General features: G+C 38.6%; 21 protein-coding genes. 13 read left to right on the top strand and 8 right to left on the bottom strand.

All coding sequences use genetic code 11. The annotated features are described in order from the left end of the window. The 6 genes from HMPREF0766_RS21370 to HMPREF0766_RS21340 all read left to right on the top strand — a co-directional run. A partial coding sequence (locus HMPREF0766_RS21370) for a GreA/GreB family elongation factor (RefSeq protein ID WP_003002184.1) occupies positions 1 to 242 on the top strand: 242 nt, incomplete at its 5' end. A 457-nt stretch (positions 243 to 699) separates the two neighbouring features. Next, positions 700 to 1,113: an HIT family protein gene (locus tag HMPREF0766_RS21360; RefSeq protein WP_003002180.1), complete on the top strand. Its 414-nt coding sequence runs from the start codon at positions 700 to 702 to the stop codon at positions 1,111 to 1,113. Positions 1,114 to 1,248: 135 nt separating this feature from the next. Next, positions 1,249 to 1,902 carry a DedA family protein gene (locus HMPREF0766_RS21355; protein WP_003002178.1) on the top strand — a complete coding sequence of 218 codons (654 nt, stop codon included), beginning with the start codon at positions 1,249 to 1,251 and terminating at the stop codon, positions 1,900 to 1,902. A gap of 7 nt (positions 1,903 to 1,909) precedes the next feature. Then, positions 1,910 to 2,452: an inorganic diphosphatase gene (locus HMPREF0766_RS21350; RefSeq protein WP_003002176.1), complete on the top strand. Its 543-nt coding sequence runs from the start codon at positions 1,910 to 1,912 to the stop codon at positions 2,450 to 2,452. A gap of 8 nt (positions 2,453 to 2,460) precedes the next feature. After that, positions 2,461 to 3,774: a hemolysin family protein gene (locus HMPREF0766_RS21345; protein ID WP_003002173.1), complete on the top strand. Its 1,314-nt coding sequence runs from the start codon at positions 2,461 to 2,463 to the stop codon at positions 3,772 to 3,774. 20 nt (positions 3,775 to 3,794) lie between these two features. Beyond that, a complete protein-coding gene (locus tag HMPREF0766_RS21340) occupies positions 3,795 to 4,508 on the top strand; it encodes a 16S rRNA (uracil(1498)-N(3))-methyltransferase (protein ID WP_003002171.1) in 714 nt (237 codons plus the stop codon). Positions 4,509 to 4,513: 5 nt separating this feature from the next. Here the strand turns inward: HMPREF0766_RS21340 and HMPREF0766_RS21335 are convergent, their stop codons facing one another. The 3 genes from HMPREF0766_RS21335 to HMPREF0766_RS21325 are packed head-to-tail and all read right to left on the bottom strand — an operon-like array spanning position 4,514 to position 7,004. Further along, entirely contained in the window at positions 4,514 to 4,993 is a 480-nt protein-coding gene (locus HMPREF0766_RS21335) for a hypothetical protein (protein ID WP_003002170.1), read from the bottom strand. A gap of 1 nt (position 4,994) precedes the next feature. Then, complete coding sequence (locus HMPREF0766_RS21330; RefSeq protein ID WP_003002168.1) at positions 4,995 to 6,317, bottom strand: ABC transporter permease; 1,323 nt, start codon at positions 6,315 to 6,317, stop codon at positions 4,995 to 4,997. 48 nt (positions 6,318 to 6,365) lie between these two features. Next, positions 6,366 to 7,004: an ABC transporter ATP-binding protein gene (locus tag HMPREF0766_RS21325; protein ID WP_236590417.1), complete on the bottom strand. Its 639-nt coding sequence runs from the start codon at positions 7,002 to 7,004 to the stop codon at positions 6,366 to 6,368. Positions 7,005 to 7,295: 291 nt separating this feature from the next. Between HMPREF0766_RS21325 and HMPREF0766_RS21320 the strand changes: the two genes are divergently transcribed. After that, the gene (locus HMPREF0766_RS21320; protein WP_236590418.1) at positions 7,296 to 10,070 is read left to right on the top strand and encodes a TonB-dependent receptor; all 2,775 of its coding nucleotides are present in this window, start codon (positions 7,296 to 7,298) and stop codon (positions 10,068 to 10,070) included. Positions 10,071 to 10,154: 84 nt separating this feature from the next. After that, complete coding sequence (locus HMPREF0766_RS21315) at positions 10,155 to 11,609, top strand: hypothetical protein (RefSeq protein WP_003002160.1); 1,455 nt, start codon at positions 10,155 to 10,157, stop codon at positions 11,607 to 11,609. A 70-nt stretch (positions 11,610 to 11,679) separates the two neighbouring features. On the opposite strand, the gene HMPREF0766_RS21310 is transcribed toward HMPREF0766_RS21315, so the two are convergent. The 3 genes from HMPREF0766_RS21310 to HMPREF0766_RS21300 all read right to left on the bottom strand — a co-directional run bounded on the left by HMPREF0766_RS21310 (position 11,680) and on the right by HMPREF0766_RS21300 (position 14,131). Further along, positions 11,680 to 12,846 carry a hypothetical protein gene (locus HMPREF0766_RS21310; protein WP_052646472.1) on the bottom strand — a complete coding sequence of 389 codons (1,167 nt, stop codon included), beginning with the start codon at positions 12,844 to 12,846 and terminating at the stop codon, positions 11,680 to 11,682. Between the two features lie 196 nt (positions 12,847 to 13,042). Next, a complete protein-coding gene (locus HMPREF0766_RS21305) occupies positions 13,043 to 13,546 on the bottom strand; it encodes a DinB family protein (protein ID WP_003002155.1) in 504 nt (167 codons plus the stop codon). A gap of 156 nt (positions 13,547 to 13,702) precedes the next feature. After that, complete coding sequence (locus HMPREF0766_RS21300) at positions 13,703 to 14,131, bottom strand: nuclear transport factor 2 family protein (RefSeq protein ID WP_037461133.1); 429 nt, start codon at positions 14,129 to 14,131, stop codon at positions 13,703 to 13,705. 272 nt (positions 14,132 to 14,403) lie between these two features. Between HMPREF0766_RS21300 and HMPREF0766_RS21295 the strand changes: the two genes are divergently transcribed. The 5 genes from HMPREF0766_RS21295 to HMPREF0766_RS21275 all read left to right on the top strand — a co-directional run bounded on the left by HMPREF0766_RS21295 (position 14,404) and on the right by HMPREF0766_RS21275 (position 20,704). After that, complete coding sequence (locus tag HMPREF0766_RS21295; protein ID WP_003002152.1) at positions 14,404 to 15,123, top strand: MIP family channel protein; 720 nt, start codon at positions 14,404 to 14,406, stop codon at positions 15,121 to 15,123. A 112-nt stretch (positions 15,124 to 15,235) separates the two neighbouring features. Further along, positions 15,236 to 15,682 (top strand): hypothetical protein, encoded by a 447-nt coding sequence (locus HMPREF0766_RS21290; protein ID WP_003002150.1) that lies wholly within the window; start codon positions 15,236 to 15,238, stop codon positions 15,680 to 15,682. Positions 15,683 to 15,749: 67 nt separating this feature from the next. Next, entirely contained in the window at positions 15,750 to 17,540 is a 1,791-nt protein-coding gene (locus HMPREF0766_RS21285) for a DNA polymerase III subunit gamma/tau (RefSeq protein ID WP_003002148.1), read from the top strand. 49 nt (positions 17,541 to 17,589) lie between these two features. Then, on the top strand, positions 17,590 to 18,369 hold the full coding sequence (gene rlmB / locus HMPREF0766_RS21280; RefSeq protein ID WP_003002146.1) for a 23S rRNA (guanosine(2251)-2'-O)-methyltransferase RlmB: 780 nt from the start codon (positions 17,590 to 17,592) through the stop codon (positions 18,367 to 18,369). Between the two features lie 379 nt (positions 18,370 to 18,748). Further along, positions 18,749 to 20,704 (top strand): beta-N-acetylhexosaminidase, encoded by a 1,956-nt coding sequence (locus HMPREF0766_RS21275; RefSeq protein ID WP_037461124.1) that lies wholly within the window; start codon positions 18,749 to 18,751, stop codon positions 20,702 to 20,704. Positions 20,705 to 20,849: 145 nt separating this feature from the next. Here the strand turns inward: HMPREF0766_RS21275 and HMPREF0766_RS21270 are convergent, their stop codons facing one another. Both HMPREF0766_RS21270 and HMPREF0766_RS21265 read right to left on the bottom strand, forming a co-directional pair. Next, entirely contained in the window at positions 20,850 to 21,551 is a 702-nt protein-coding gene (locus HMPREF0766_RS21270) for a class I SAM-dependent methyltransferase (protein ID WP_003002142.1), read from the bottom strand. Between the two features lie 165 nt (positions 21,552 to 21,716). Continuing rightward, positions 21,717 to 23,528: a DEAD/DEAH box helicase gene (locus HMPREF0766_RS21265; RefSeq protein WP_003002140.1), complete on the bottom strand. Its 1,812-nt coding sequence runs from the start codon at positions 23,526 to 23,528 to the stop codon at positions 21,717 to 21,719. Between the last annotated feature and the right edge of the window lie 46 nt (positions 23,529 to 23,574).

The raw sequence follows: 23,574 nt of genomic DNA, 5'->3' as shown, positions 1-23,574 counted from the left end.
AGTCCAAATTGGATACGTCAAAAGTACTTGCTTTATCCATTGTTCGTATCAAAAATAAAAAAAACGGTTCAGAAATGACATATCAGCTTGTTTCTGAAACAGAAGCTGATCTTAAATCAGGTAAAATATCGGTTAAATCTCCAATTGCCCAGGGTTTGCTTGGTAAATCAAAGGGAGATACAGCAACAATTGAAGTGCCGGCTGGTAAAATCGAATTTGAGATCATGGAGATTTCTAGATAAATAGTATTGTAGGTTATAGGCGGTTTTGCCATAACCGCAAATAATTTCAAATAAACATATAAAAAAAGCGGTCACAAATATTTGCGACCGCTTTTTTTATATGTTAACTTCCAGCGATTTATCATATTTCTTCAGATTGCTGATAAAAGCAGGAATGTCTGTTATCACCTGAGTTATGAAAGAGTTTGATAAATATACCCTCTTCTCTTTTTGAAAGGTAAGAAGTATTTAAGAAAATTAATTGACCGGATTATCACGTGGAATGCAGAGCAAGTATAGCCAAGCATACCACATGTGAAATGATACCTGTAGCTAAAGAAGAGAATTCAGATATGTGGAAAAAAGCAGCCTGGGATTATGCTCTTTTCAGTCTTTTCAATCACATATTTTTGAGGGGTCTCCATACATTTGCGGTCGTTTTTCATATATTTGCTGTTGCACTTTAATAAATTAGAACATGTCAACTCTATTTTCGAAGATTGTTGCAGGTGAAATCCCCGCACACAAGGTTGCGGAGAGTATTGATTACCTGGCTTTTTTGGATATTCAACCTTTGACCCGAGGTCATGTATTGGTAATTCCAAAACGCGAAACCGATTACATCTTTGATATTTCTGATGATGAATATATGGGTCTGTGGATCTTTGCCAAGATTGTTGCACAGGGTATAAAAAAAGTTTTTCCTTGCCGTAAAGTTGGAATTGCTGTTGTAGGTCTGGAAGTAAACCATGCACACATTCACCTGATCCCGCTAAATGCTGTTCACGATATGAATTTTGAAAAACCAAAATTGAGTCTGCCTGATGAGGAACTGGCCAAAATAGCAGAGGACATTAGAGAAGCAATTGCGAGTGTTACAAACAGTAAGTAACGGTAATTTTTATTTCATCAAACATGTATACTTTATAACCATGGCATCATTTTCGTTTTTCGGAAATATTGAGTATGTCCGTATTTACCTGGATTGTTTTCAAGGTAACGGTTAACGGTATACTAAATTAGATATATGCAAGAGTTTTTGTTGTCATTTCAACAATTAATGGACGCTGAACATTTATTGAGTTCAGGAGGTTTCTATTTAGTTGTATTGATTGTTTTTGCCGAGACAGGATTGTTCTTTGGTTTCTTCCTTCCTGGAGATTATTTATTGTTTTTAGCCGGCCTTTTCTGTGCTTTGAATAAAGTTGATGTTAGTATTGAAACCATGTATTTTGGAATTTTGCTGGCTGGTATAGCCGGTAATTTTGCCGGATATTGGTTTGGCTATCGAACGGGGCCTATGCTCTTTAAACGCAAGGATTCGTGGATTTTCAAGCGCAAGTACATTATAATGGCGGAAGAGTTTTATCAAAAATATGGCGGAACCGCTCTAATTATTGGAAGGTTTGTTCCGATTATTCGTACATTTGCACCCATATTTGCGGGTGTAGTTAAGCTCGATTTTAAGAAATTTGTTATTTACAATGTGTTTGGAGCCTTTTTGTGGGTTACCTTATTGACATTATCCGGATATTTTCTGGGTGTCAAATTTCCGGGAATCATTAATTACGTCGAATATATTATCATAGGAATGATTGCTATTGCTTTCCTTCCTATTGTAATTGCAGTTCTGAAAAGAACGATAAAAAACAGAAAAATTAAAACAACAGATAAACAGTAATAATTAAATGAGTACACAAAACCCTTGGCATCAGGTCTCCCCTGGAAGTAATATGCCGGAATCAGTCAATGCAATTATTGAGATCTCTAACGGATCAAAAGGAAAATATGAGCTTGATAAAGAAAGTGGTCTGCTAATCCTGGATCGTGTAATGAGTTCAGCGGTTACTTATCCTGCTAATTATGGCTTTATTCCTCAGACCTATTGTGATGATAAAGATCCTTTGGATATCCTGGTCATTTGTTCAGTGGATATTATGCCAATGAGTCTTGTTGAAGCTAAGATCATTGGTGTGATGAATATGGTCGATGGAGGTGAACAGGATGACAAAATCATCGCTGTAGCCAAAAATGATCCTGTCATGAATTACATTAATAATATTGAAGAACTGCCTCCTCACACGATGAAGGAAATTGTACAGTTCTTTGAAACATACAAGGCTCTGGAAAATAAGCAAGTAGTGGTAGAGGGTGTACAGGGGCGTGAGAAAGCACAGGAAATCTTGTTGGAAAGTCTTGAATTGTACAAGCAAACATTTGTTAACAAATAACTTAAATAATGGCTCTCGATGTTTTTTGGACACTCTTGTTAGTACTTGCTAATGGTTTTTTTGTGGCTGCCGAATTTGCCATTGTAAAAGTTCGGGCTTCTCAAATAGAACTACAAGCCAAATCAGGAAGTAAAGTAGCAAAAGTTGCTAAAAATATTACAGAGCATTTAGATGGATACCTGGCTGCAACCCAGCTGGGTATTACACTTGCCTCTCTTGCATTAGGTTGGATCGGAGAACGTGTCATGACTGACATCGTGGGCAACTTCTTCCAGTTTGTAGGTGTAGATATCTCGGCCGGTTGGGCTAAAACGGGTGGGCACGTACTGGCATTTGCTATTATTACTATTCTCCATGTAGTACTTGGGGAATTGGCACCTAAGTCTATTGCCATTCAAAAACCGGTGGCTACAACGATGAGATTAGCCATTCCTCTTCGTGTTTTTTATTATCTGTTCATTCCTTTTATATGGGTGTTGAACGGTTTTGCTAATTTCTTGTTAAAGCTGATTGGTATACAGCCTCATTCAAGCGAATCTCACCACTCTTCTGAAGAACTTCAGTATTTGCTGGATAAGGGGAAGGAAAGTGGTGCATTGGATTTTTCTGAACATGAGCTTATCAAAAACGTGTTCGATTTTAATGAACGGATTGTCAAGAATATTATGGTACCCCGTACCAAGATCGTAGCGATAGATAAGGATGCAACAGCAGACGAATTTATTAATACAGTCACAGAAGAGGGATACTCCCGTATTCCGATTTATGATGATAATATTGATCAGATCGTAGGCATTGTGCATACAAAAGATATTCTTCCAATCATTGTGAAAGGAAAAGAAGTGGTATTGAAAAATATCATGCGTAAACCTTACTTCATTCCTGAAACGAAAAAAATCAACGACCTGATGGCTGAATTTCAGCTGAAGCGTATTCAGATTGCGATCGTACTTGACGAATTCGGTGGTACTGCTGGTATGGTTACACTTGAGGATATTGTAGAAGAGCTGGTCGGAGAGATTCAGGATGAGTATGATGAAGAAACTCCAGTTGTAGAACGCATTTCGGAAACGGAGTATATGATCGATGCCGGTGCAAGTGTGCATGATGTGAATGAGTATTTACCTCTGGAACTGCCGGAAAGCTCCGATTATGATACTATGGCTGGTCTGGTAAGTGATCTGTTCGATAAAATCCCTGAAGTAGGGGAGTACAAAGAATTGTACGGGTACACCTTTACCATTATGAAAAAGACACAGCAGAATATTGAATTCGTAAAACTGGAACTGATCGAGACGCCTCATGATGAGGATGAAGAGTAAACACCCCTTTTTTAGTTAATATGCATCTGTTTTATACACCGGAAATAGAATCCCATTTCGCTAATTTTATACTGACCGAAGAGGAAAGTAAGCATGCTATACGGGTCCTCAGACTGGCAAACAGAGATCAGATTCATCTTATAGATGGCAGAGGAGGATTCTATCGTGCGGAGATTATAGATGCCCATCCTAAACGAACTACTCTGCAGATCATAGAAATTCAGGAGGCCTTCCAAAAGCCTTCTTATCATCTGCATATGGCTGTAGCGCCAACAAAGAATATAGAACGGTTTGAGTGGTTTCTGGAAAAGGCTACGGAGGTAGGCGTGCAGGAAATCACACCTGTTATCAGTGAGCATTCGGAGCGAAAAGAGGTCAAACCGGATCGTCTGAATAAAGTAATCGTAGCTGCTATGAAACAGTCATACAAAGCTTATATGCCTAAGCTTAATCCCGCGATGACTTTAACTAATTTTCTGAAACAACAGGAGCAGGTGTCGGCACAAAAGGCAATTGCACATTGTGTAGATAGCGAAAAACAATATCTCAGTCAGGTTTTTACTCCTCAACAGGATTATGTAATACTGATCGGTCCGGAAGGAGATTTTTCTACAGAGGAGATCGGTAAGACTATTTCTTCGGGTTTTGTGCCCATCTCACTGGGAGAAGCACGTTTACGTACTGAAACAGCTGCATTGACCTCCTGTGTAGAAGTTGCATTATTAAACCGTTAAAGCTGTTACTTAATCAAAACAGCATCAATAATCTGAATTTCAGCATTACCCTTTAGCGGTTCAGGATTAAATTTCATTTTTCCTTTTATTTTGATAGGTTCATCTGTGAATTTGACCGACTCTCCCTTCATGAATATTTCTACCATCGGAGGAATTCCGTTGGATCCGCAAAACTGGCACTGCATAACAGGTAATACTGATAACATAAACGTTTTATGATTACGTCCGCTGTTCAATGGAACCAGATATCCCGGTAAGGTTACGATTTTATTCTCCAGCGCTTTCAGTGCCGGCGGATAGGTCGGTGTGTAGATCTTTTTACTTCCTTCATAAGTAACTTTATACATCATTTTGTCTATTGCTTCCCAGGTGCTGTTCATCATAGGGGTATGATCAGGAACATTCGGATCTCTGTTTCCAATCTGTGCAAGGGTATAGGTCGATAAAGTCAGTAAGAATATAAGGGATAAAAGCTGCTTTCTCATTTTAATTATTTGATAACGTATTTGAAATTGTTGTATTATAAGCTTTGACAGATGGTATAAGGGCGGACAGAACGCCGATAACACAGGCTATCAGCAAAATCCACCATTCATCCGGGTTGATGCTGAAGACTTCGATCAGACCGGCACTCTGACTTGTCTGTGTACTGATATAGAATAAAGCGATATGTCCTAATAGCATTCCCACCAATCCTCCAAGCAAGGTAATGATAAGTCCTTCTAATAAGACCATAGCGAATAAGCGAGCTTTAGAGGCTCCCAATGTCCGCATAACCGCCAGATCATACTTACGCTGTTTTAAAGCGTTATAAAGACTGAGAAATACACTGAGACCTGCCATTAGCATAATAATGTATGCCAGAATAGTTAGAGAATCTATTCCAACACCTAAAAGTGAAAATAAGCGGGCACTTTCTATTGCCGGTGATGCTGCCTGCATAGCTGTACTTTGATTGATCAGTTTGGGCAGCATTGCGATAGCTGCGGGCGACTGATACTGAATAAGCATGGCTGTGATTTCCTCACCCTGATCTTTGATCAGATCCTGACCGATATTTTTAACATATTCCTCATGGGGATGGTCGTGAGATTCTTCTTCTTCTGTCTCACCATGGTGATGAAGATGTGCTTCTACCTGTTCTTGCAGATCTTCTTCAGCATGATGATGATCATCCGACGCTTGTCCGTGTGCCAGACCATGTACATCCCATACACTTTCCAGACTGCACAGAATAAGGTTGTCTGTGATATTATCATTTTTCTTCAATATACCTACCACTACAAATGGGTGGTCGTGATGATCTTCTCCGGATGCGGACAGTCCATGTGAACTGTTTATCTTGCTCCCTATTTTTAACTGGTGCTTTTGGGCCACAGCATGACCGATCACTACTTCAAACGGTTTGTCAAAATATTTTCCTTCTTCAACGGTTGTCTCATACAACTTCAGAAAATCAGCATTTGTACCGACAATGCGATGTCCTTTATAATTGTCTCCGAGAGACAGGGGAACAGCAAGTTTGACGAATGGGTTTTCCTTCAACTGATTGGCTTCTGCCAGTGAAATATTACCTGTTGGGTTATCCACGTGATAGACTGCACTGAGTATTAGTTGCAGCGGACTGCCCTTTGCTCCTACAACCAGATCAATATTTTTACTGTTGCTGTCCAGTTGTTTTTCAAAACTGTCTCCTGTCACATAAAGTACGCATAGTATGGCTGCTCCGAAAGCAGTCAATATGATACTCAAAATGGTGGAGCCAAGTTGTTTACTGATATTTTTCCAAACTATTTTTAATGTATTCATGGGTGTCGTAGTCAAAGTTAATAAATCAAATACCAATCGTATAACTCATTAAAGATTATACGTGTGATGGAATCTGTCTTTTATACGTTTGTCATGCGTCGCGATCAGCAATGTTGATCCGTATTGGTCGGCAATACTTAACAGTAATTCCATTACACGGGCTGTATTTGTATCATCCAATGCTGCAGTCGGCTCATCCGCAATAAGCAGCGAAGGTGTATTTATCAACGCACGTGCTATGGCAGCCCGCTGAAGTTGTCCGCGGCTGAGCTGATTGGGGTAAGACTTTGTTCTGTCGCTTAGCTGCAATTGTTCGAGCATAGTGAGTATGGCATTTTCATTGACAGGTAATTTGGCCAGACTCTGTGCTATTTTGATATTTTCCAACAAAGTCAGGTTCTTGAGTAAATGGGCCTCCTGAAAAATAAACCCTATATGTTGAGCCCGGAAAGCATCCAGTTTAGAACCTTTAAGATCATATAAAGATTGTCCGTTAAGTAAAACAGATCCTGTAGAAGGAAGCGATAATCCACCTAATAACTGAAGTAATGTGGTTTTTCCGCTTCCGGAATCTCCCAGTAACAAGGTATGTTGACCTTTATTGATCTCTATCTCCGGAAATGTTAAGGCAGTACCATTTTTATACCGGAAAGATAAGTCTTTAGCTGTCAGAATTTGGTGAACCATAAGGCTAAGAAATTTAATAATGCAATTTAATTGCATAAAAATACCGTAAATCCATTAATAAAGCGAATTCTTCATTATATTATTACACTCTATGCTGGGGATATGTTAACGGAATGATGCTTAACATAATGCTTAAAATGATATTGTAATAGGATGTGATTTAGTGAATTATAAGGTTTTTATTGCAGGTATTAATAATTTTTTAACATCCAATTGATGTAATAGTAATCCGTTGTTAACACAATGCTAATACTACCATAATAGTTTTGCGGAAACAAAAAACTCAAAGAATTGAAATCGCAATTAAAACTCCAGGGCTTAACCATTACATTACTTCTGTTGATGTTTACAGCCAACGCTTTTGCTCAAAGTGGAAAAGTAACAGGGAAAGTCATCAACAGTAAAACAAGCGAAACCATTGTCGGTGTGACTGTAAAAGTATTAGGAACGTCCAGAGGTGGAAGTTCTGATGTTTCGGGTATTTACAATATCCCGGCATTGCCTGTTGGTAAGTATACATTAGAATTTTCTTATGTAGGATATGCTACTAAGCAAATTACAGAAGTAGAAATCAAAGATAAGGATGTTACGAATCTGGATGTGCTGATGGACAATTCGGAGGGAACTGTTCTGGACCAGGTCGTGATCACAGGGTCTTTTAAAAAGGAATCTGTCAGTGCCTTGTATGCACAACAAAAGAATAGTGCTCTTATATCGGATGGTATTTCCAGTGAACAGATTAAACGGTCTCCGGATAAAAATACGTCTGAAGCCTTACGTCGCGTGAGCGGTACGACTATACAGGACAACAAATTTGTTGTTATCCGTGGTTTGAGTGATCGTTACAATGTAGCGATGTTGGATGGTTCTGTCCTTCCGAGTACCGAAGCAAACAGAAGAGCTTTTTCATTTGATATCATTCCCTCAAACTTAATTGATAAGATTACAATTTCAAAAACAGCTACTCCTGACTTACCTGCAGATTTTGCGGGTGGAGCTGTTCAGGTAGCTACTATTGATATCCCTACAAAGGATTTTATATCATTCGGTCTTGGATACGGATACAATACGGCTTCTACATTCAAGGATTTCTTAGGAACAAAAAGAAATTTTGCGAATTATATGGGGTTTGATGACGGTTCCAGTAAACTGGCTACTAATTTTCCTTCAAGAGAGACGGTTAATGCAGGGCTTTCGGAGAAATGGAACAGATTAGTATTGAAGTCATTGCCAAATGATTTTGCGATCAATAATACATCTGCGCTTCCTTCTCAAAGCTATCAGTTTGGTATAGGAAAAGTAAAGCAATTCGAAAACAACAATAGATTCGGAGCTTTATTCTCCTTAAGTTACCGCAACTCACAGAATATATTTGCTGATATCAAGAGAGACTGGTATGAGTATGATTACAATGATAATCAGTACAGATTCAGTTCCAATCTGGGTGGTTTATTAAACCTGGGGTATTCATTCGGAAGAAGTAAAATTACATTTAAGAATCTTTACAACAGAGCTTATGATAATATTTACACCGAAAGAACAGGTATTAATAACAGTTCTTCTTCAGATAACCGTTTCTTCGCCTATGATCTTCTTCAGAAATCTTTGTTCAAGAGTACCCTTGAGGGGGAACACGCTTTAACAGAGCGTAATGACAAGTTAAAGTGGACACTTTCCTGGAGTAATATTCTGAATCAGCAACCTAATCAAATGAAGATCAACTATGGTAAAAATCTTAATGACCTGGATGATCCGACAGTACCTTATCTGGCGAATATTACTACGATCGGTAAAGAAAATACAAGACTTTTCTCTGATTTGAATGAAAACATTTATTCCGGAGAAGTAGGGTACTCCAGACCGATGAAATTTCTGGATGCGCCTTCAACATTGAAAGTCGGTGCCGGAACGCAATACAGAAAACGTAATTTTGACGCCCGTTTTATAGGTTTCGAGTTGAATGCAAATCAGATGGATGTGGAACTACAGAATCAAATCCGTCAGTTGTCTCCCGACAAAATATTCAATGAAGAATTTATTAACAAAAATTACTTCAAATACAGTGAGATTTCTGGAAGCGGTGACAAGTATGATGCAAATTCACTGACTGCTTTCGGATATGCAATGCTTGATCAGAAATTTGCGGATAAGTTCCGTTTTGTTTACGGACTTCGTGTAGAGAACTATAATGTACAGTTAAATACAGTTTCTAAAGTTGTTGATGATACACAGATCGACTTTTTACCTTCCCTTAACTTTACATACAATATTGACGACAGAACGAATCTTCGTGCTTCCTACTACCGTACAATAGCACGTCCTGAATTTCGTGAATTAGCGCCGTTCTCTTTCTATGATTATGAGCAGTTAGGTATGATCTCGGGTAATACAAACTTAAAGCGTAGCTCTATCAATAATGCTGATTTGCGATTTGAAATGTATCCTACTGCAGGTGAGATTTTCTCTTTCTCTGTTTTTTATAAACAATTTACGGATGCCATTGAGCCTTATCGTTATGATGTGAATTCAACTCCTGATATCACATTCTTCAATACGCCTAAAGCTGAATTGTATGGATTTGAACTGGAAGCCCGCAAGAAACTAAATTTTATCAGTGAAGAAAGATTTTTTGAGAATACAACAGGTTATATCAACTTCTCTTATGTACACTCAAAAGTAGAAAATCCTACAGATCAAAACTACATCGACAAAACCCGTCCTATGGTAGGACAGTCTCCATATGTTATCAATGCAGGTTTGCAACATTCCGCAATGGACAATAAACTAAACTTTAACATTCTGTATAACCGTATAGGGAAGAGAATCGCACAGGCGAGCGGAATTCGTTTTGCAAGTACCTGGGAAGCTCCGCGCGATGTACTGGATTTGCAGATAGGTTATAAGATCATTAACAATAAGGCTGAGATCAAGTTCAATGCAAGTGATATTATCAATAGTTCTGTACATGCATACTATGATAATAAAGCATTGGGTACGCCTAATGAGACGAACTATAAATATAAACCAGGTTCAAACTATTCGTTGTCATTTAATTATACTTTCTAAAGCATAATGATTTTTTAACACACTGTTAATGACAGTTTTATTTTAAAAGTATTACTTAGTAATCATAAATTAACAAACAAAATAATGAAAAAGAGATTCTTATTATTCTCCTTATCAGCTTTACTATTGGCTGGAGCGTGTAAAAAAACAACAATTTCAGACAATGGTCCTGATACTGAAAAACCAGGTACCAATAATGGTAATGTAGTAGAGATTTCAGGAGAAATCACTTCTAATACAACCTGGACTGCTGATAAGATTTATTTGTTAAAAGGCTTTGTGTATGTTTCTAACGGAGCAACATTAACTATCGAGCCGGGAACTATTATTAAAGGCGATAAAGCTACTAAAGCTACCCTAATTGTAACCAGAGGAAGTAAAATCAATGCGACAGGTACTGCTGATAAGCCTATTGTGTTTACTTCAGCATTAGGTGCCGGAGCCAGAAGTCATGGTGACTGGGGTGGTGTGATCCTGTTAGGTAAAGCTCCAGTAAATATGGGAACTGATGTGAAGATCGAAGGTGGTCTGGAAGCTCCAAAAGGAAAAGATGAGAAAAATTACATCTTCTACGGTGGTACAGATGCAGCCGATAATTCAGGTGTCCTGAAATATGTACGTATTGAATTTGGCGGAATTGCATATTCTGTAGATAATGAGATCAACGGTCTGACAATGGGAGGTGTTGGTAGTGGTACTACACTTGACTATATTCAGGTTTACAGATCAGGAGATGATGCTTTTGAGTGGTTTGGCGGTACAGTTAATGCGAAACACTTACTGGCAATCGGTACATGGGATGACGATTTCGACACAGATTTTGGTTATTCCGGAAATATTCAGTTTGCTTTGGCTCAACGTGTTGCTACTGTAGCGGATCAGTCAGGATCTAACGGATTTGAATCTGATAACAACGGTGACGGTACAGACGCTACTCCAAAAACATCAGCTGTATTTTCTAACGTGACTATTTTGGGACCACTTCAGACTGCGAGCGGATCTGCGAATGCAAGTTACCAACACGGTAATCAGGTTCGTAGAAATTCATCTATCAGCTTATTCAATTCAGTAGTTTCAGGTTTCCCGATCGGATTGTATGTGGATGATACGAAAGTGACCACAGCTAATTCAACATCTAATAATTTCCTGACAGGTGCGGCAGTATATAATAACAATCTGTTTATCGGATCTAAGACTGATGCTCTGAAAATTAGTTCTACTACTAACTCAGCTGCTTTAAGTACATTGCTGAAAAGTAATAATACATTTGATAATACGATCTTTGCAACTACAGCGATGTACAAAGCACCATATAACTACGGAACTGATTTTGGTAAAACTCCTGCAAATCCGGACTTTACATTGGCAACGGGTTCTGTCCTAGCTACAGGTGCATTATTTACACATGCTAAAGTTTCAGGAAGCTATTTCGAAAAAGTAGCTTACAAAGGTGCTTTCGGAACGGAAGACTGGACTAAAGGATGGGCACATTATGATCCTCAGACATTACCTTACACTACTCCGGGAGCAGTAAAATAATTTAGATTACAGTATACAATAAATAGCAAAGGGGATGTTTTTAGCATCCCCTTTCTTGTTTTATTTATGTTTATCGCTTGGGATCATAGTGGTAAACGATCTCAAATCGCTGATTCTTTAAATTATCAGCCAGTTGGCCGATCGCCAGATTTTGTTTTTGAGGCGTAGGCTCACATATAGAGTAATACTTGCCATTGTACAGGATAGCTTCGCCAATGGGTTTGTCAAATTGTACAGCCATTGTAATGTGAGTGGGATATAATAGCGTAATCATGGGCAGGTCATATATTTCTTTGACGAGATAGAAGAATAATGCGGCTCTGTCATCACAGTCACTATATTGATTTAACAACGTTTGTTCGGGAGATAATCTCTTTTCTTTTCCAAAGTTCTCTTCATCATTTTCATATAAAAATGCATAGCGGGTAAACTGCATAAGATAGTCTACTCCTTTTTTTTGGTTCATGCCTTTGAGATTCTCTTTCAGAACAGGTATCAGGGATTCATAAGTTTCCTTGCTCAATGGAATGTTAAAATAAGTTTCGAAATCCACCCCGGGATAGTTGGCGAAGATATCACTGACATCTGTATTGAGCTTTACTTTGAAGTGGTATGCTTTGCTTTTATATTTAAATGCCAACTGCTTTTCTACATAACGTTCAGGTCTGAAATCCGGCATACGTGTCACTTTATAACTGAAGTCTTTTCTGGCTTCCGGTATTGTGATTTCTACAGGCTTGTACGCGCCGTTACCATTAAACATCTTGCCATAGTCATGATAGTTTAGACACATATATTTCTTTTTGTCTATCATGAAAAACGGAATGTCTGAAATATCCTCATCATTACGGATATAAAATATAATCTGATCCTTGTAAATTGCCAGTCGGGCGTCATAACCCGATTTAGTCATTAAAAACCATTTATATAGCGTATACCTGGCATAATTATCCGATTTGGCACTCAGACTCTGAGCGGTCTTACGTACTAACTGATAATATAGCCAGTCATTCAGATCATATTGTTCCTTGTATTTTAATAGGTCGCTTATTAAAGGTTGATAATTACCGGAAGCCAAGCTGTCATAGAAGGCCTTAATCGTAGTATTAGATAAACTGTCGGAAAAAGGAATGATAATCGTAGGATCAGCATTGTAACTAAAGGTGCTTTCATAGAAATCAAAACTTCTGTTCTGTGCAAAGGCGAATTGAACACTAAAAGAAATACATAGTGCCATGCTGAGCAAAAATCTGATATGTTTGAAAATAGCCCTCATCTTATTAACACTTTGGTAACAATGTGTTAATATAAATTTAATACTAAATTTTAGAATAAAGATGATTTTTATGTCATAATTACAAAATCTGGGATAAATACGCTTTTTGATAATAATGCGCTTTTATCGGATTGACAAACAGTGTATTAGAAAGGAACTAATTAGTGAGTTTGTATTTTATGTTTTCGATCTGTATAAGATGTCTTTGCGTGTGAAAGCCTATAAAACTGAGCCACTCATAGCGTGTTAAATAATCTATCTGCGGGAATGCCATGTCCGTACATATTAAAGTGAGGTCCATAGACTCTATGTTTTTCAATAAGTTTGATTTATTGATCTCCATTTGCTCTAAAAGTTCGTCTTTAGTATAGCTGTTTTTACGGGGAAGAAGGGAGGGATCTGCTTTAAATTTGAGTTCCATATTCAGAAACATCTCTTTTAATACAGATACATGCCGATCAAATGGTCGTTCCGATACCTGAGTATGTTCATCCGGGATACCGCTGCTACATATAATAATATGGTCTGCCGTCTGTCCGATAGTCCAGCTGTCTTCAAAAGGAATGGTGTTTATCTGATTCTCATCTGTTGTCAGCAGCGAGTGGTTGAATTGTTCAAAAATATGAACGATATTTTTGGTAACCTGATCATTTAAGTTCATATTACTTGATTTATAGTGCAGACTAAAGTTCGGGAATAGTCTTAAGATATGACTTGTCATAAGACAATAAATAAGGAGGAAAATTTTCAAACAAAAAAGCCTGCGCATTTCACGCAGGCCCTATAGTAAAAAATCTAAAAAGTAGTCTTATTGTATTTATGGAAAGGTAGATACCACTTTGCTGACTTTCCAGCTTTCTGTGCTCCGGTTTAGAGTGATGTAATCTACTCTTGTGAAATTCTCAAATTTCATAGTGACCTTTGCTACACAATGGCTACCTCTTTCATCCAGAATCTGATAGGATGTTTTGCAATTGTATTTTAGTCCTTTTGTGGATTTCAGAAATTCACTGTATTGTTTTTTATTGTATGTAAGATCAGGAGAGGAAGCATTATAATACTGAAAATCTTTGGCTAACAGTTCTTCGTTCAGTGTTGCCTGTCCCAGAGCAGAGGCTTCCAGAAATGTCCTGACAATGGCCATTGAATTCATGTTTTTTAACGGATCCGGATTTTCGTTAGCAAAAGAGCTGAATGATGTGATCAGGAGCAATGCTGTTGCGATGGTTTTGATAATTGTTTTCATATGATTAATATTTTTAGTTGTCATTGTTAATTGTTTGATTCAAAGGTAGGTTCCATTACTGCTCTGTAAAACAGACATTAGATCAGTGTGGTAAATAACTCGGTGAAGCTGGTGGTTTTGTCGGCGAAAAAAGGTAGAGGATTTAGAGAAATTATCTCTATTCAGAAGCGGACTTGTGGACAAAAGATTACAAGGCCTGAAAATCATAACTAATCGTGTGTTTTAGGATTGATTTTTGCTGTGAACCAGTGTGTTAACCAATATTAAAATTTATGGAAATTAAAACCTCAACAAAATTTGTGGCTGAATTAATAGGTACATTCGGCTTAGTGCTATTTGGATGTGGGGCAGCAGCAGTAGCAGGCGCCAGTACCATAGCGGGATTGTCAGGACTGGGACTTTTGGGCATTGCATTTGCATTTGGCCTTTCTGTAGTCGTATTTGCATATGCAATCGGGGGAATAAGCGGTTGTCATATCAATCCGGCAGTCACAATAGGCGTCTTAGTCGCGGGTAAGATTTCTGCAAAGGATGCTGTAGTCTATATCATTGCTCAGTTAATCGGCGCATTATTAGGAGCGTTTGTCCTGCAGCAAATCTTAAACGGACAGCTGGCCGGATTCTCTGCCGGAGAATGGGCTTATGGTTCTAATGGATGGGGAAAAGGCTATCAGAATGAGTATGGAACAACAGCGGCATTTCTAACAGAAGCTGTATTGACCTTTTTATTTTTATTTGTTATTCTGGCTACAACTTCTAAAGTTGGAAACAGTACTATGGCCGGACTGGCAATAGGTCTTACTCTGGTATTAATCCATTTGGTGGCTATTCCGATCACCGGTACATCTGTCAATCCTGCGAGAAGTTTCGGGCCAGCTATTTTAGCTGGTGGAGCAGCTTTACAGCAACTCTGGTTATTTATTCTGGCACCTGTAGCAGGGGCAATAGTAGCAGCTGTAGTCTGGAGAGCATTATATAGCGAGCCTAAATAAGATATTATTTGATTTAGGAGTAGCCCTGTCCCATAAGACAGGGCTATTTTTTTGAATATGCTGTAGCTTTCTTTTCATTATTACGTTATCAGTTAAGATAATCTACTGAATTATGAAAACAGTGAAATTTGCTTTTTTTACCATGATCTGTCTGATATTGATCGCCTGTAAAAAAGATTCAACACAGGGTTCAGATAATAATGGCATTGCAGGCCGTTGGAAGTTAGTCGAAGTGTATGCCGATCCTGGTGACGGATCTGGAAAATACAGATCGGTAGACAGTAAAAAGCAACTTATTTTTAAAGCTAATGGTACGATAGAAGTACAGAATGGTGATCTTTGCACGGTCTCTATAGATTCAGATAATAATGCAACCTCCACTTATAAGATATTGGATAAATCGGAGCCTTCGGGAAACAAAAACCGACTTGTAATCTTTTCATGTGCTGTTATGGAAAATGCACCCGGTGAATTTTCATTTGAAATAAAAGGAGATGTACTCACTATTTCTTATCTGTGCTTTGAAGGCTGCGGAGAACGCTATAAACGTGTAGAATAAGGAAGAGATCCTTTGGGATTACTTTTTTAGTATTGCGGTAAACTTGCAAAATGCGTATCTTCGTGCAATGGATAATTTTATTGTTTCTGCTCGTAAATATCGCCCGGTCACCTTTGATTCGGTAGTCGGTCAGCAACACATCACAGGTACCTTAAAAAATGCTATTCACAACAATCAGTTGGCGCAGGCATTTTTGTTTTGTGGGCCCCGGGGTGTAGGAAAGACGACTTGTGCACGTATTTTGGCAAAGACAATAAACTGTGAGCATATTACCAGTGAAGTAGAAGCCTGTGGTGTATGTGATAGCTGTAAATCTTTCCAGAACGGAAATTCTTTCAGTATCCATGAACTGGATGCAGCATCCAACAATTCAGTAGATGACATCCGTAATCTGATTGATCAGGTTCGGATCCCGCCTCAGTCCGGAAAATATAAAATCTATATTATTGATGAGGTGCACATGTTGTCTCAACAGGCGTTCAATGCTTTTCTGAAAACATTAGAAGAACCACCTTCTTATGCAATTTTTATTCTTGCAACTACTGAGAAGCATAAGATTCTTCCGACTATCCTGTCCAGGTGTCAGATTTTTGATTTCAACAGGATACGTGTAGAAGATATGGCCCGGCATCTGGCAGGTATTGCCGAGAAGGAAGTGGTGACATATGATCTGGATGGTCTTCATATTATTGCTCAAAAGGCAGATGGAGGACTTAGAGATGCACTTTCTATGTTTGATCAGATCGTAAGTTTTTCGAATAAGCAGATTTCTTATCAATCTGTAATCGACAATCTGAATATATTAGACTACGATTATTATTTTAAGCTGACGGACGCTATCCTGCAGGAAGAAGCTGCGGAGTCTTTGCTTATTTTTGATCAGGTACTCAACAGAGGATTTGACGGAAACCACTTTATCGGCGGATTATCTTCGCATTTGCGTAATCTGCTGGTCACAAAAGAACCGGCTACATTAAAACTGCTTGATGTAAGTGATAATATCAAAAAGAGATACCTTGAACAGTCGCAGAAAGTTTCTTCAGGATTATTATTATCAGCCTTAAATATCTCCAATCAGTGTGAGATAAATTATAAAACCAGTAAGAATCAACGTTTACAGGTCGAACTGGCTCTGCTCAAAATGTGCCATATAGCGACTGCTATTCAAATGAGCCAAAACGGTGTGCTTTCAGGATCTGCTGAAGTAAAAAAAAAACGACCTGATTCAGCGGTAGCTGCTCCGGTTTCACAACCGGTAAGTGTCCCTGCTCCCGTTGTTACTCCTGTATCCATACCCACCTCTGCAGAAATAAAAGCTCCCCCCTCACTTGCAAAACCTGTAGAAAATCATCCGCCAAAACTTGCGGATTCCGGAAAAAAGGGATGGGGAGCTGTTAAGGTCGGGGTCTCGATTCCTAATCTGAATACTATCTTTGAAGAAAAACAGGTAGAAGAAAGTGAAGGACCTTCTTTGGTCAAAGGTGAAGCATACAGGGAGGTTAACCTAAATGAATTTTTACAAAAATGGAATGAATTTGCCGAACGTTTAAAGGCAGAAAATAAAATTAATCTGTACACACTGATGACATCAGCTCCTCCAAAACTTCAACCTGATAATCTGATCGAAGTAGAGGTAGAGAATGCAATCCAGATGGATGTACTGACCTCAGCTAAAATCGATATACTTAACTTTTTACGTGTGGAACTGCAGAATTTTTCACTCGATGTAAAAGGAGTTATGATTGAGCATCAGGTTTCCCGTAAACCTTATACTTCACAAGAAAAATACCAGGCTATGGTTGCCAAAAACCCGAATCTGGAAACACTGCGTCAAACGTTTAATCTCGGATTGAGTTAGGTCGCAGTATCTACATACATTATTTAAAACAGAAATATTACTTCATCATATGCAAAATTTTCAAAGACACGACAGAAGTGAAAAGCGGGAATCCAATCAAATGGTTTTCGGTATTCGTGCAGTTATAGAAGCCATTGATAGCGGCAAAGAGATCGAGTCTTTGTTTGTTCAGCGGGGTCTGGGTGGAAGTTTATTTTTAGAATTAAAATCTCTGATCAAAGAACATGAGATTGGTTTCCAACAGGTACCGATTGAAAAACTGAACCGTATCACCCGTAAAAATCATCAGGGTGTAATCGCTGTTATTTCACCGATCACCTACCAAAAAATAGAAGACCTTATTCCCGAAATATATGAAAAAGGGGAAACTCCGCTTATACTTATGCTGGACGGGGTAACGGATGTGCGCAATCTGGGTGCTATCGCACGGACTGCAGAATGTTCGGGAGTACATGCGATCATTGTGCCCAAAAAAGGATCTGCAGAGATCAATCCGGATGCTATCAAGACTTCAGCAGGTGCTTTATACAAAATTCCGGTCTGTCGTCATGATAATCTGGGTAAAGTTGGTAAATTTTTGATTGACTCCGGTATACAATTGGTTGTCAGTACCGAAAAAACAGAAGAAAGTATTTATAGTGTGGATTACACTGCTCCGACCTGCATCATTATGGGAGCCGAAGATATAGGCGTTTCAGATGATCTGATACGTATTTCAGATCATTTGGCAAAGATTCCGATGTTTGGTGAAATAGGGTCATTAAATGTGTCTGTATCTGCAGGAGTGGTTCTGTATGAAGCTATCCGTCAGCGTCAGATAACGAAATAAATAAAAATGGGGTCTTTATAGCGAAGACCCTGTTCTTGTTGATATTCACTATAGTAAAGTAATTTGGAAGTTTCTGTCTACTTCCTGCAATAGTTCCGGCTCTCTATTTTATATGTGTGAGTCCGTTAATATCCTCTCTCTTCCATAAATTCATCCTGTTTATATTAACTGGTGCCTAATTTAATCTCGAAAACTTATTGTTTTTATTGCCGCCTTCTTTTTTGTAAATGTTGTGCAAAAGGATGTTGTAATTTGACGATTGGTACATATTAGTTGACTTAATATCTTTAGAATGTTACTGCGGCTATTTTTTTTAAAACTGATTGTTCAATTCTATATTTTTTTTAATAAATTGCCTCTTCACACTAATCAAATAAATATGAAATTATTACTAGCATTAATTATGCTAGCTGTTTCATCGGGAGCAATTGCACAACATGCAAACATGGATACCCGTAATGCGACAGCTAGCGGGGTTAGTGGCAATGAACCCAATGATATTGCCATTATTCCCGAACCAGTCACGCTTGTCAGGAAGAACGGATATTTTCATCTTCCCCCGAAAATTATCATTGAAGCACTTGAATCAGCAGAATTAAAACAATCTGTTTCATTTCTGAAAGATCGTCTAAGTATACCAACCGGTTATACCGTTACTACGACCTCCTCCTCAGCAAAAGCTAATATCAAACTGGTTTTAACCAAGAAAACTGATGCTAAAATAGGATCAGAAGGTTACCAGCTACAGATTACTCCCAGGCTGATTACTATTACTGCTAATAAACCGGCAGGTATTTTCTATGGGGCCCAGACGCTCATACAATTACTTCCAAAAGAAATAGAGAGTAAACAAAAAATCAAATCAGTAGAATGGAAGTTGCCATGTGCAGATATTACTGACTATCCCCGCTTTGGATGGAGAGGATTACTACTTGACGTAGCCAGACATTTCTTTACTAAAGAAGAGGTGAAACAGTACATTGACGGGATGGTACGTTATAAATATAATATTTTGCATCTTCACCTTACAGATGATGAGGGTTGGAGGATAGAAATAAAGGGTTATCCTAAACTGACCGAAGTAGGTGCATGGAATGTAAAAAGAGAAGGGGATTTTGGAACTTTTAAACCTATTGAGGACCATGAGCCACGCGATTATGGGGGATTTTATACACAGGAAGATTTGAAAGAGCTGGTCGCTTATGCAAAAGATCGCTTTGTGAATATTGTTCCGGAAATAGATGCTCCGGGACATAGTATGGCAGCTGTTGCTTCTTATCCGGAGCTTTCGTGTACAGCGGATGCTGTAAATTATAAAGTAAGTAGTGGTGCGAAGATGATAAATTGGGTTGGAGCTACACCGATAGCTCTAGTTGATAATACACTTTGTCCGGCAAATGAGAACGTATACGAGTTCTTAGATACTGTGGTAGCACAGGTTGCACGAATATTCCCGTTTGAATATATACATATGGGAGGTGATGAAGCACCCTATAATTTTTGGGAGAAAAGTCCGAAAGTCGCCGAATTAATGAAACGTGAAAATCTTAAAACGATGGCAGAAGTTCAGGGGTATTTTGAACGGAGAGTTGAAAAAATTGTTTCAAAGCATGGTAAACGTTTTATGGCATGGGATGAGGTCTTAGAAGGTGGTGTAACTCCAAGTGCAGCTGTTATGAGTTGGCGGAATATAAAATACGGAATAGAAGCTTCAAAAAATAAACATAAAGTAGTAATGGCACCGACTGAATATACCTATTTAGATTATATGCAGGGAGATGAAGTTATTGAACCTAAAGTTTTTAGAGCCTTACGATTAAATGACGTTTATAAATATGATCCTCTTCCTGAAGGTGCTGATCCTAACTATATCATGGGAGCCCAAGGAAACGTGTGGACGGCCCAGATTTATAATATACGAACTGTACAATATATGACCTGGCCCCGGGGATTTGCGATTGCCGAAAGTCTCTGGAGCCCGAAGGGCAGAAAGAACTGGAAAAACTTTTTTTCCCGGACGGAGCAACACTTTGGAAGATTGGATATGGCTGAAATTAAATATGCGCCGAGCGTTTACGACCCTATATTTAATGTGCAGCGAACCAATGAAGACAGATTGTTGGTTACATTAAACACCGAGATAGAAGGCCTTGATATTTATTACAGTTTTGATAATTCTTTTCCTGATCGTTTTTACCCCAAATACAAACAGCCGTTAATTGTTCCAATAGATGCCAGCGTGCTGAGAGTGATCACTTATAGAGGAAATAAACCCATCGGCAGGATGGTAAATATGCCGGTTGAGGAATTAAACAAAAGAGCACCAAAAGAGTAAAATGTAATTATATAAGTTATTAACAGATAAAAAGCTGAACAGTATGATGGATACTGTTCAGCTTTCTTAAAAAATTATAATGAATGCAAATCTGTTTTAGAGAATGGTGGATTACGGATAATATCTTATCTCATTGAATTTCTTTCTACAGATTAAAAAAATCAAAAAAGTATTTTGGATTTTTCAGATTGATCAGCTGTTCTCTGTTTTGATCAAAGAAATCAAAATCTCCCTTCTCAATATCTGTTATAGTAAAGGAATGTGAAACTTCTTGTTTACCTCTTGTCACAATCCCCAGTCCATAATCCATGTCTAATGTGAATACATTCAGATCAGGTCGGGTCACGATCAGATCAGCTACAGTTTTCCATACATCTCCGTTCCATTGTCCCTGCCAGCCAGGCAAGTCCCAGTTTTTGACTTTATCTGTTACTTCACTGAAGTGTTCACGGATGGCATATCCTGCAGCAGCATTGAGCGGATTACAATCGTGCATGATGATGACACCGCCCTCATTCAGGTAGTTCAGGCTATTCTCCACATCTTTTTTTGCTTGCTGATAGGTGTGTAGGCCGTCTACCAGAACGACATCTACACCATGTTTCAATACATTCTGGGCTTTAGTCTCAAAGAACTGATCACTCGGCATTTCATATGTTTCAAATTTATAAATGCCCAATAAGCGTTTGGCTTTCATTGATCTTCGAAATAGAAACTCAGGATCAACACCTATTTTACGGGTACAATTTACCTTTGAGATAACGGCTCCGGTCTGTACGCCAATTTCTAAATATGTCTTTGCATTATGTTTTTGAATGATCTTGTTGATTACATCAAGTCTATACATGGTTGTGGTTCTAATTCGAATTCAATTTATAAAATAAACCTGAAAAAGTACCTGCTTGGTATATTTTTTCTGCTGATTGGTAAAATAATTTTCCGGGAGAGCTGAGGGTAAATAAAAAAGGCTGAGTAACATACTCAGCCTTAGAAAATGGAATAACTATTCTAGTTAATATTTGCTTTTAGATTCTTTGCGTTTTCCGGAAAAATCACGGAAGCCACCGCCATTTCCTCCATCACGACGATCACGTCTTTCACCACCGCTTCTGCGTTCGCCACCACGATATCCGCCTTCACGTCTTCCACCGCGGTCTCCACCACGACTTCTTCCGCCACCACGGCTTTCGCTTCTGCCTTCACCAGAAACTTCGATGCGTACATTACGTCCGTTGAAATCTACATTCTGGAATCCGGAGAATACTTTCTCTACTTCTTCGTCCTGTACTTCAAAGAATGTGAACACTCCTTTAAGATCGATTTTACCGATCGATTTACCGGAGATCTTAGCGTTGTTGCAGATAAATCCTAACATGTCTCCACGTGTAAATTCGTCTACTGAACCTAAGTTCATGAAAAGGCGTGTATATCCTTTAGAACCACCGCGTGAGCGATCTTCACGTCTGTCTCCGCGTTCACCGCGTTCGTTGTCACGTGCTTCAATATTCAGATCCGGAGCATTTTTATAATAATCCAGGAATCTGTTGAATTCTAATGATGCAAATCTTTTGATGATATCTTCTTTTGACAGTGCCTCCAGATTTTCCATAATAGCAGGAAGGAAAGGAGTAATCTGATCATCATTGACTTCTACATTCTCAATTTTGCTTACGATCGAGAATAATTGTTTTTCACAAACTTCTGCACCCTGAGGTACTTGTTTTCTTTCGAAAGGTTTACCAATAATTTTCTCAATGTGACGAATTTTGCTTAATTCTTTCACATTTACCAATGAAAGCGAGATACCTGTCTTACCTGCACGGGCTGTACGGCCTGAACGGTGTGTGTAATTCTCTACTTCATCCGGAAGGGAGAAGTTGATTACGTGTGTTACATCATTTACGTCAATACCACGTGCGGCTACGTCTGTTGCGATCAACAATTGTAAGCTACGGTCACGGTAACGTTTCATGACTTTATCACGTTGTTGTTGTGAAAGGTCACCATGCAACGAATCTGCATTATAACCATCTTTGATCAAGGCTTCAGCAATTTCTTGCGTTTCGATCTTGGTACGGCAGAATACAATACCGAAGATTTCAGGATTGGAATCGACGATACGTTTGAAAGCAGCATACTTATCTTTTGCTCTGATCAGGTAATAGTGGTGTTCGATATTGGCATTACCTGTATTTTTGGTGCCAACAGTCAATTCTACTGGGTCTGTCATATAATTTTGAGCTATACGACGTACCTCCCTAGGCATTGTTGCAGAAAACAACCAGGTTTTTTTCTCTTCCGGAGTTTCTGACAATATATTGTTGATGTCTTCCTGAAAGCCCATGTTAAGCATTTCATCCGCTTCATCTAATACAACATATTTTACATTGGAGAAATCAATGGCATTACGGCCAATGATATCAAGCATACGACCAGGAGTCGCTACTACGATTTGTACACCACGACGGATCTGACGTAGTTGGTCAGAGATATTTGCACCTCCGTATACCGCTACGACATGTACACCATCGATGTATTTCGCAAATTTTTCTAAATCTTTCGCAATTTGCAAACAAAGTTCACGTGTTGGACATAATACCAACGCCTGAGGATGTTTTTGAGAAAAGTCTAATTGTTCTAATAATGGAAGACCAAATGCCGCGGTCTTTCCTGTGCCAGTTTGGGCTAATCCGACAAAATCGTCGTTACCAGTCAGTAAAACAGGAATGGCTTTTTCCTGAATAGGAGAAGGTTTTTCAAAACCTAACTCAGAGATGGCATTAACAACTTCATGACGGATTCCCAGTTCTAAAAATGGGTTCATGAAATAATTTATACAATAGGCTCAATTGCCTAAGGCGGTGCAAAGA

The sequence above is a fragment of the Sphingobacterium spiritivorum ATCC 33861 genome, from assembly GCF_000143765.1.
Lineage (GTDB): Bacteria > Bacteroidota > Bacteroidia > Sphingobacteriales > Sphingobacteriaceae > Sphingobacterium > Sphingobacterium spiritivorum.
Note: the sequence above shows the minus strand (reverse complement) of the source record. Positions and strands in the feature narration are given on the sequence as shown.

Coding starts and splice junctions, on each gene's coding strand:
- HMPREF0766_RS21360 (WP_003002180.1), top strand. CDS start 700: ATGTCAACTCTATTTTCGAAGATTGTTGCAGGTGAAATCCCCGCACAC.
- HMPREF0766_RS21355 (WP_003002178.1), top strand. CDS start 1,249: ATGCAAGAGTTTTTGTTGTCATTTCAACAATTAATGGACGCTGAACAT.
- HMPREF0766_RS21350 (WP_003002176.1), top strand. CDS start 1,910: ATGAGTACACAAAACCCTTGGCATCAGGTCTCCCCTGGAAGTAATATG.
- HMPREF0766_RS21345 (WP_003002173.1), top strand. CDS start 2,461: ATGGCTCTCGATGTTTTTTGGACACTCTTGTTAGTACTTGCTAATGGT.
- HMPREF0766_RS21340 (WP_003002171.1), top strand. CDS start 3,795: ATGCATCTGTTTTATACACCGGAAATAGAATCCCATTTCGCTAATTTT.
- HMPREF0766_RS21335 (WP_003002170.1), bottom strand. CDS start 4,993: ATGAGAAAGCAGCTTTTATCCCTTATATTCTTACTGACTTTATCGACC.
- HMPREF0766_RS21330 (WP_003002168.1), bottom strand. CDS start 6,317: ATGAATACATTAAAAATAGTTTGGAAAAATATCAGTAAACAACTTGGC.
- HMPREF0766_RS21325 (WP_236590417.1), bottom strand. CDS start 7,004: ATGGTTCACCAAATTCTGACAGCTAAAGACTTATCTTTCCGGTATAAA.
- HMPREF0766_RS21315 (WP_003002160.1), top strand. CDS start 10,155: ATGAAAAAGAGATTCTTATTATTCTCCTTATCAGCTTTACTATTGGCT.
- HMPREF0766_RS21310 (WP_052646472.1), bottom strand. CDS start 12,846: ATGGCACTATGTATTTCTTTTAGTGTTCAATTCGCCTTTGCACAGAAC.
- HMPREF0766_RS21305 (WP_003002155.1), bottom strand. CDS start 13,546: ATGAACTTAAATGATCAGGTTACCAAAAATATCGTTCATATTTTTGAA.
- HMPREF0766_RS21300 (WP_037461133.1), bottom strand. CDS start 14,131: ATGAAAACAATTATCAAAACCATCGCAACAGCATTGCTCCTGATCACA.
- HMPREF0766_RS21295 (WP_003002152.1), top strand. CDS start 14,404: ATGGAAATTAAAACCTCAACAAAATTTGTGGCTGAATTAATAGGTACA.
- HMPREF0766_RS21290 (WP_003002150.1), top strand. CDS start 15,236: ATGAAAACAGTGAAATTTGCTTTTTTTACCATGATCTGTCTGATATTG.
- HMPREF0766_RS21285 (WP_003002148.1), top strand. CDS start 15,750: ATGGATAATTTTATTGTTTCTGCTCGTAAATATCGCCCGGTCACCTTT.
- rlmB (WP_003002146.1), top strand. CDS start 17,590: ATGCAAAATTTTCAAAGACACGACAGAAGTGAAAAGCGGGAATCCAAT.
- HMPREF0766_RS21275 (WP_037461124.1), top strand. CDS start 18,749: ATGAAATTATTACTAGCATTAATTATGCTAGCTGTTTCATCGGGAGCA.
- HMPREF0766_RS21270 (WP_003002142.1), bottom strand. CDS start 21,551: ATGTATAGACTTGATGTAATCAACAAGATCATTCAAAAACATAATGCA.
- HMPREF0766_RS21265 (WP_003002140.1), bottom strand. CDS start 23,528: ATGAACCCATTTTTAGAACTGGGAATCCGTCATGAAGTTGTTAATGCC.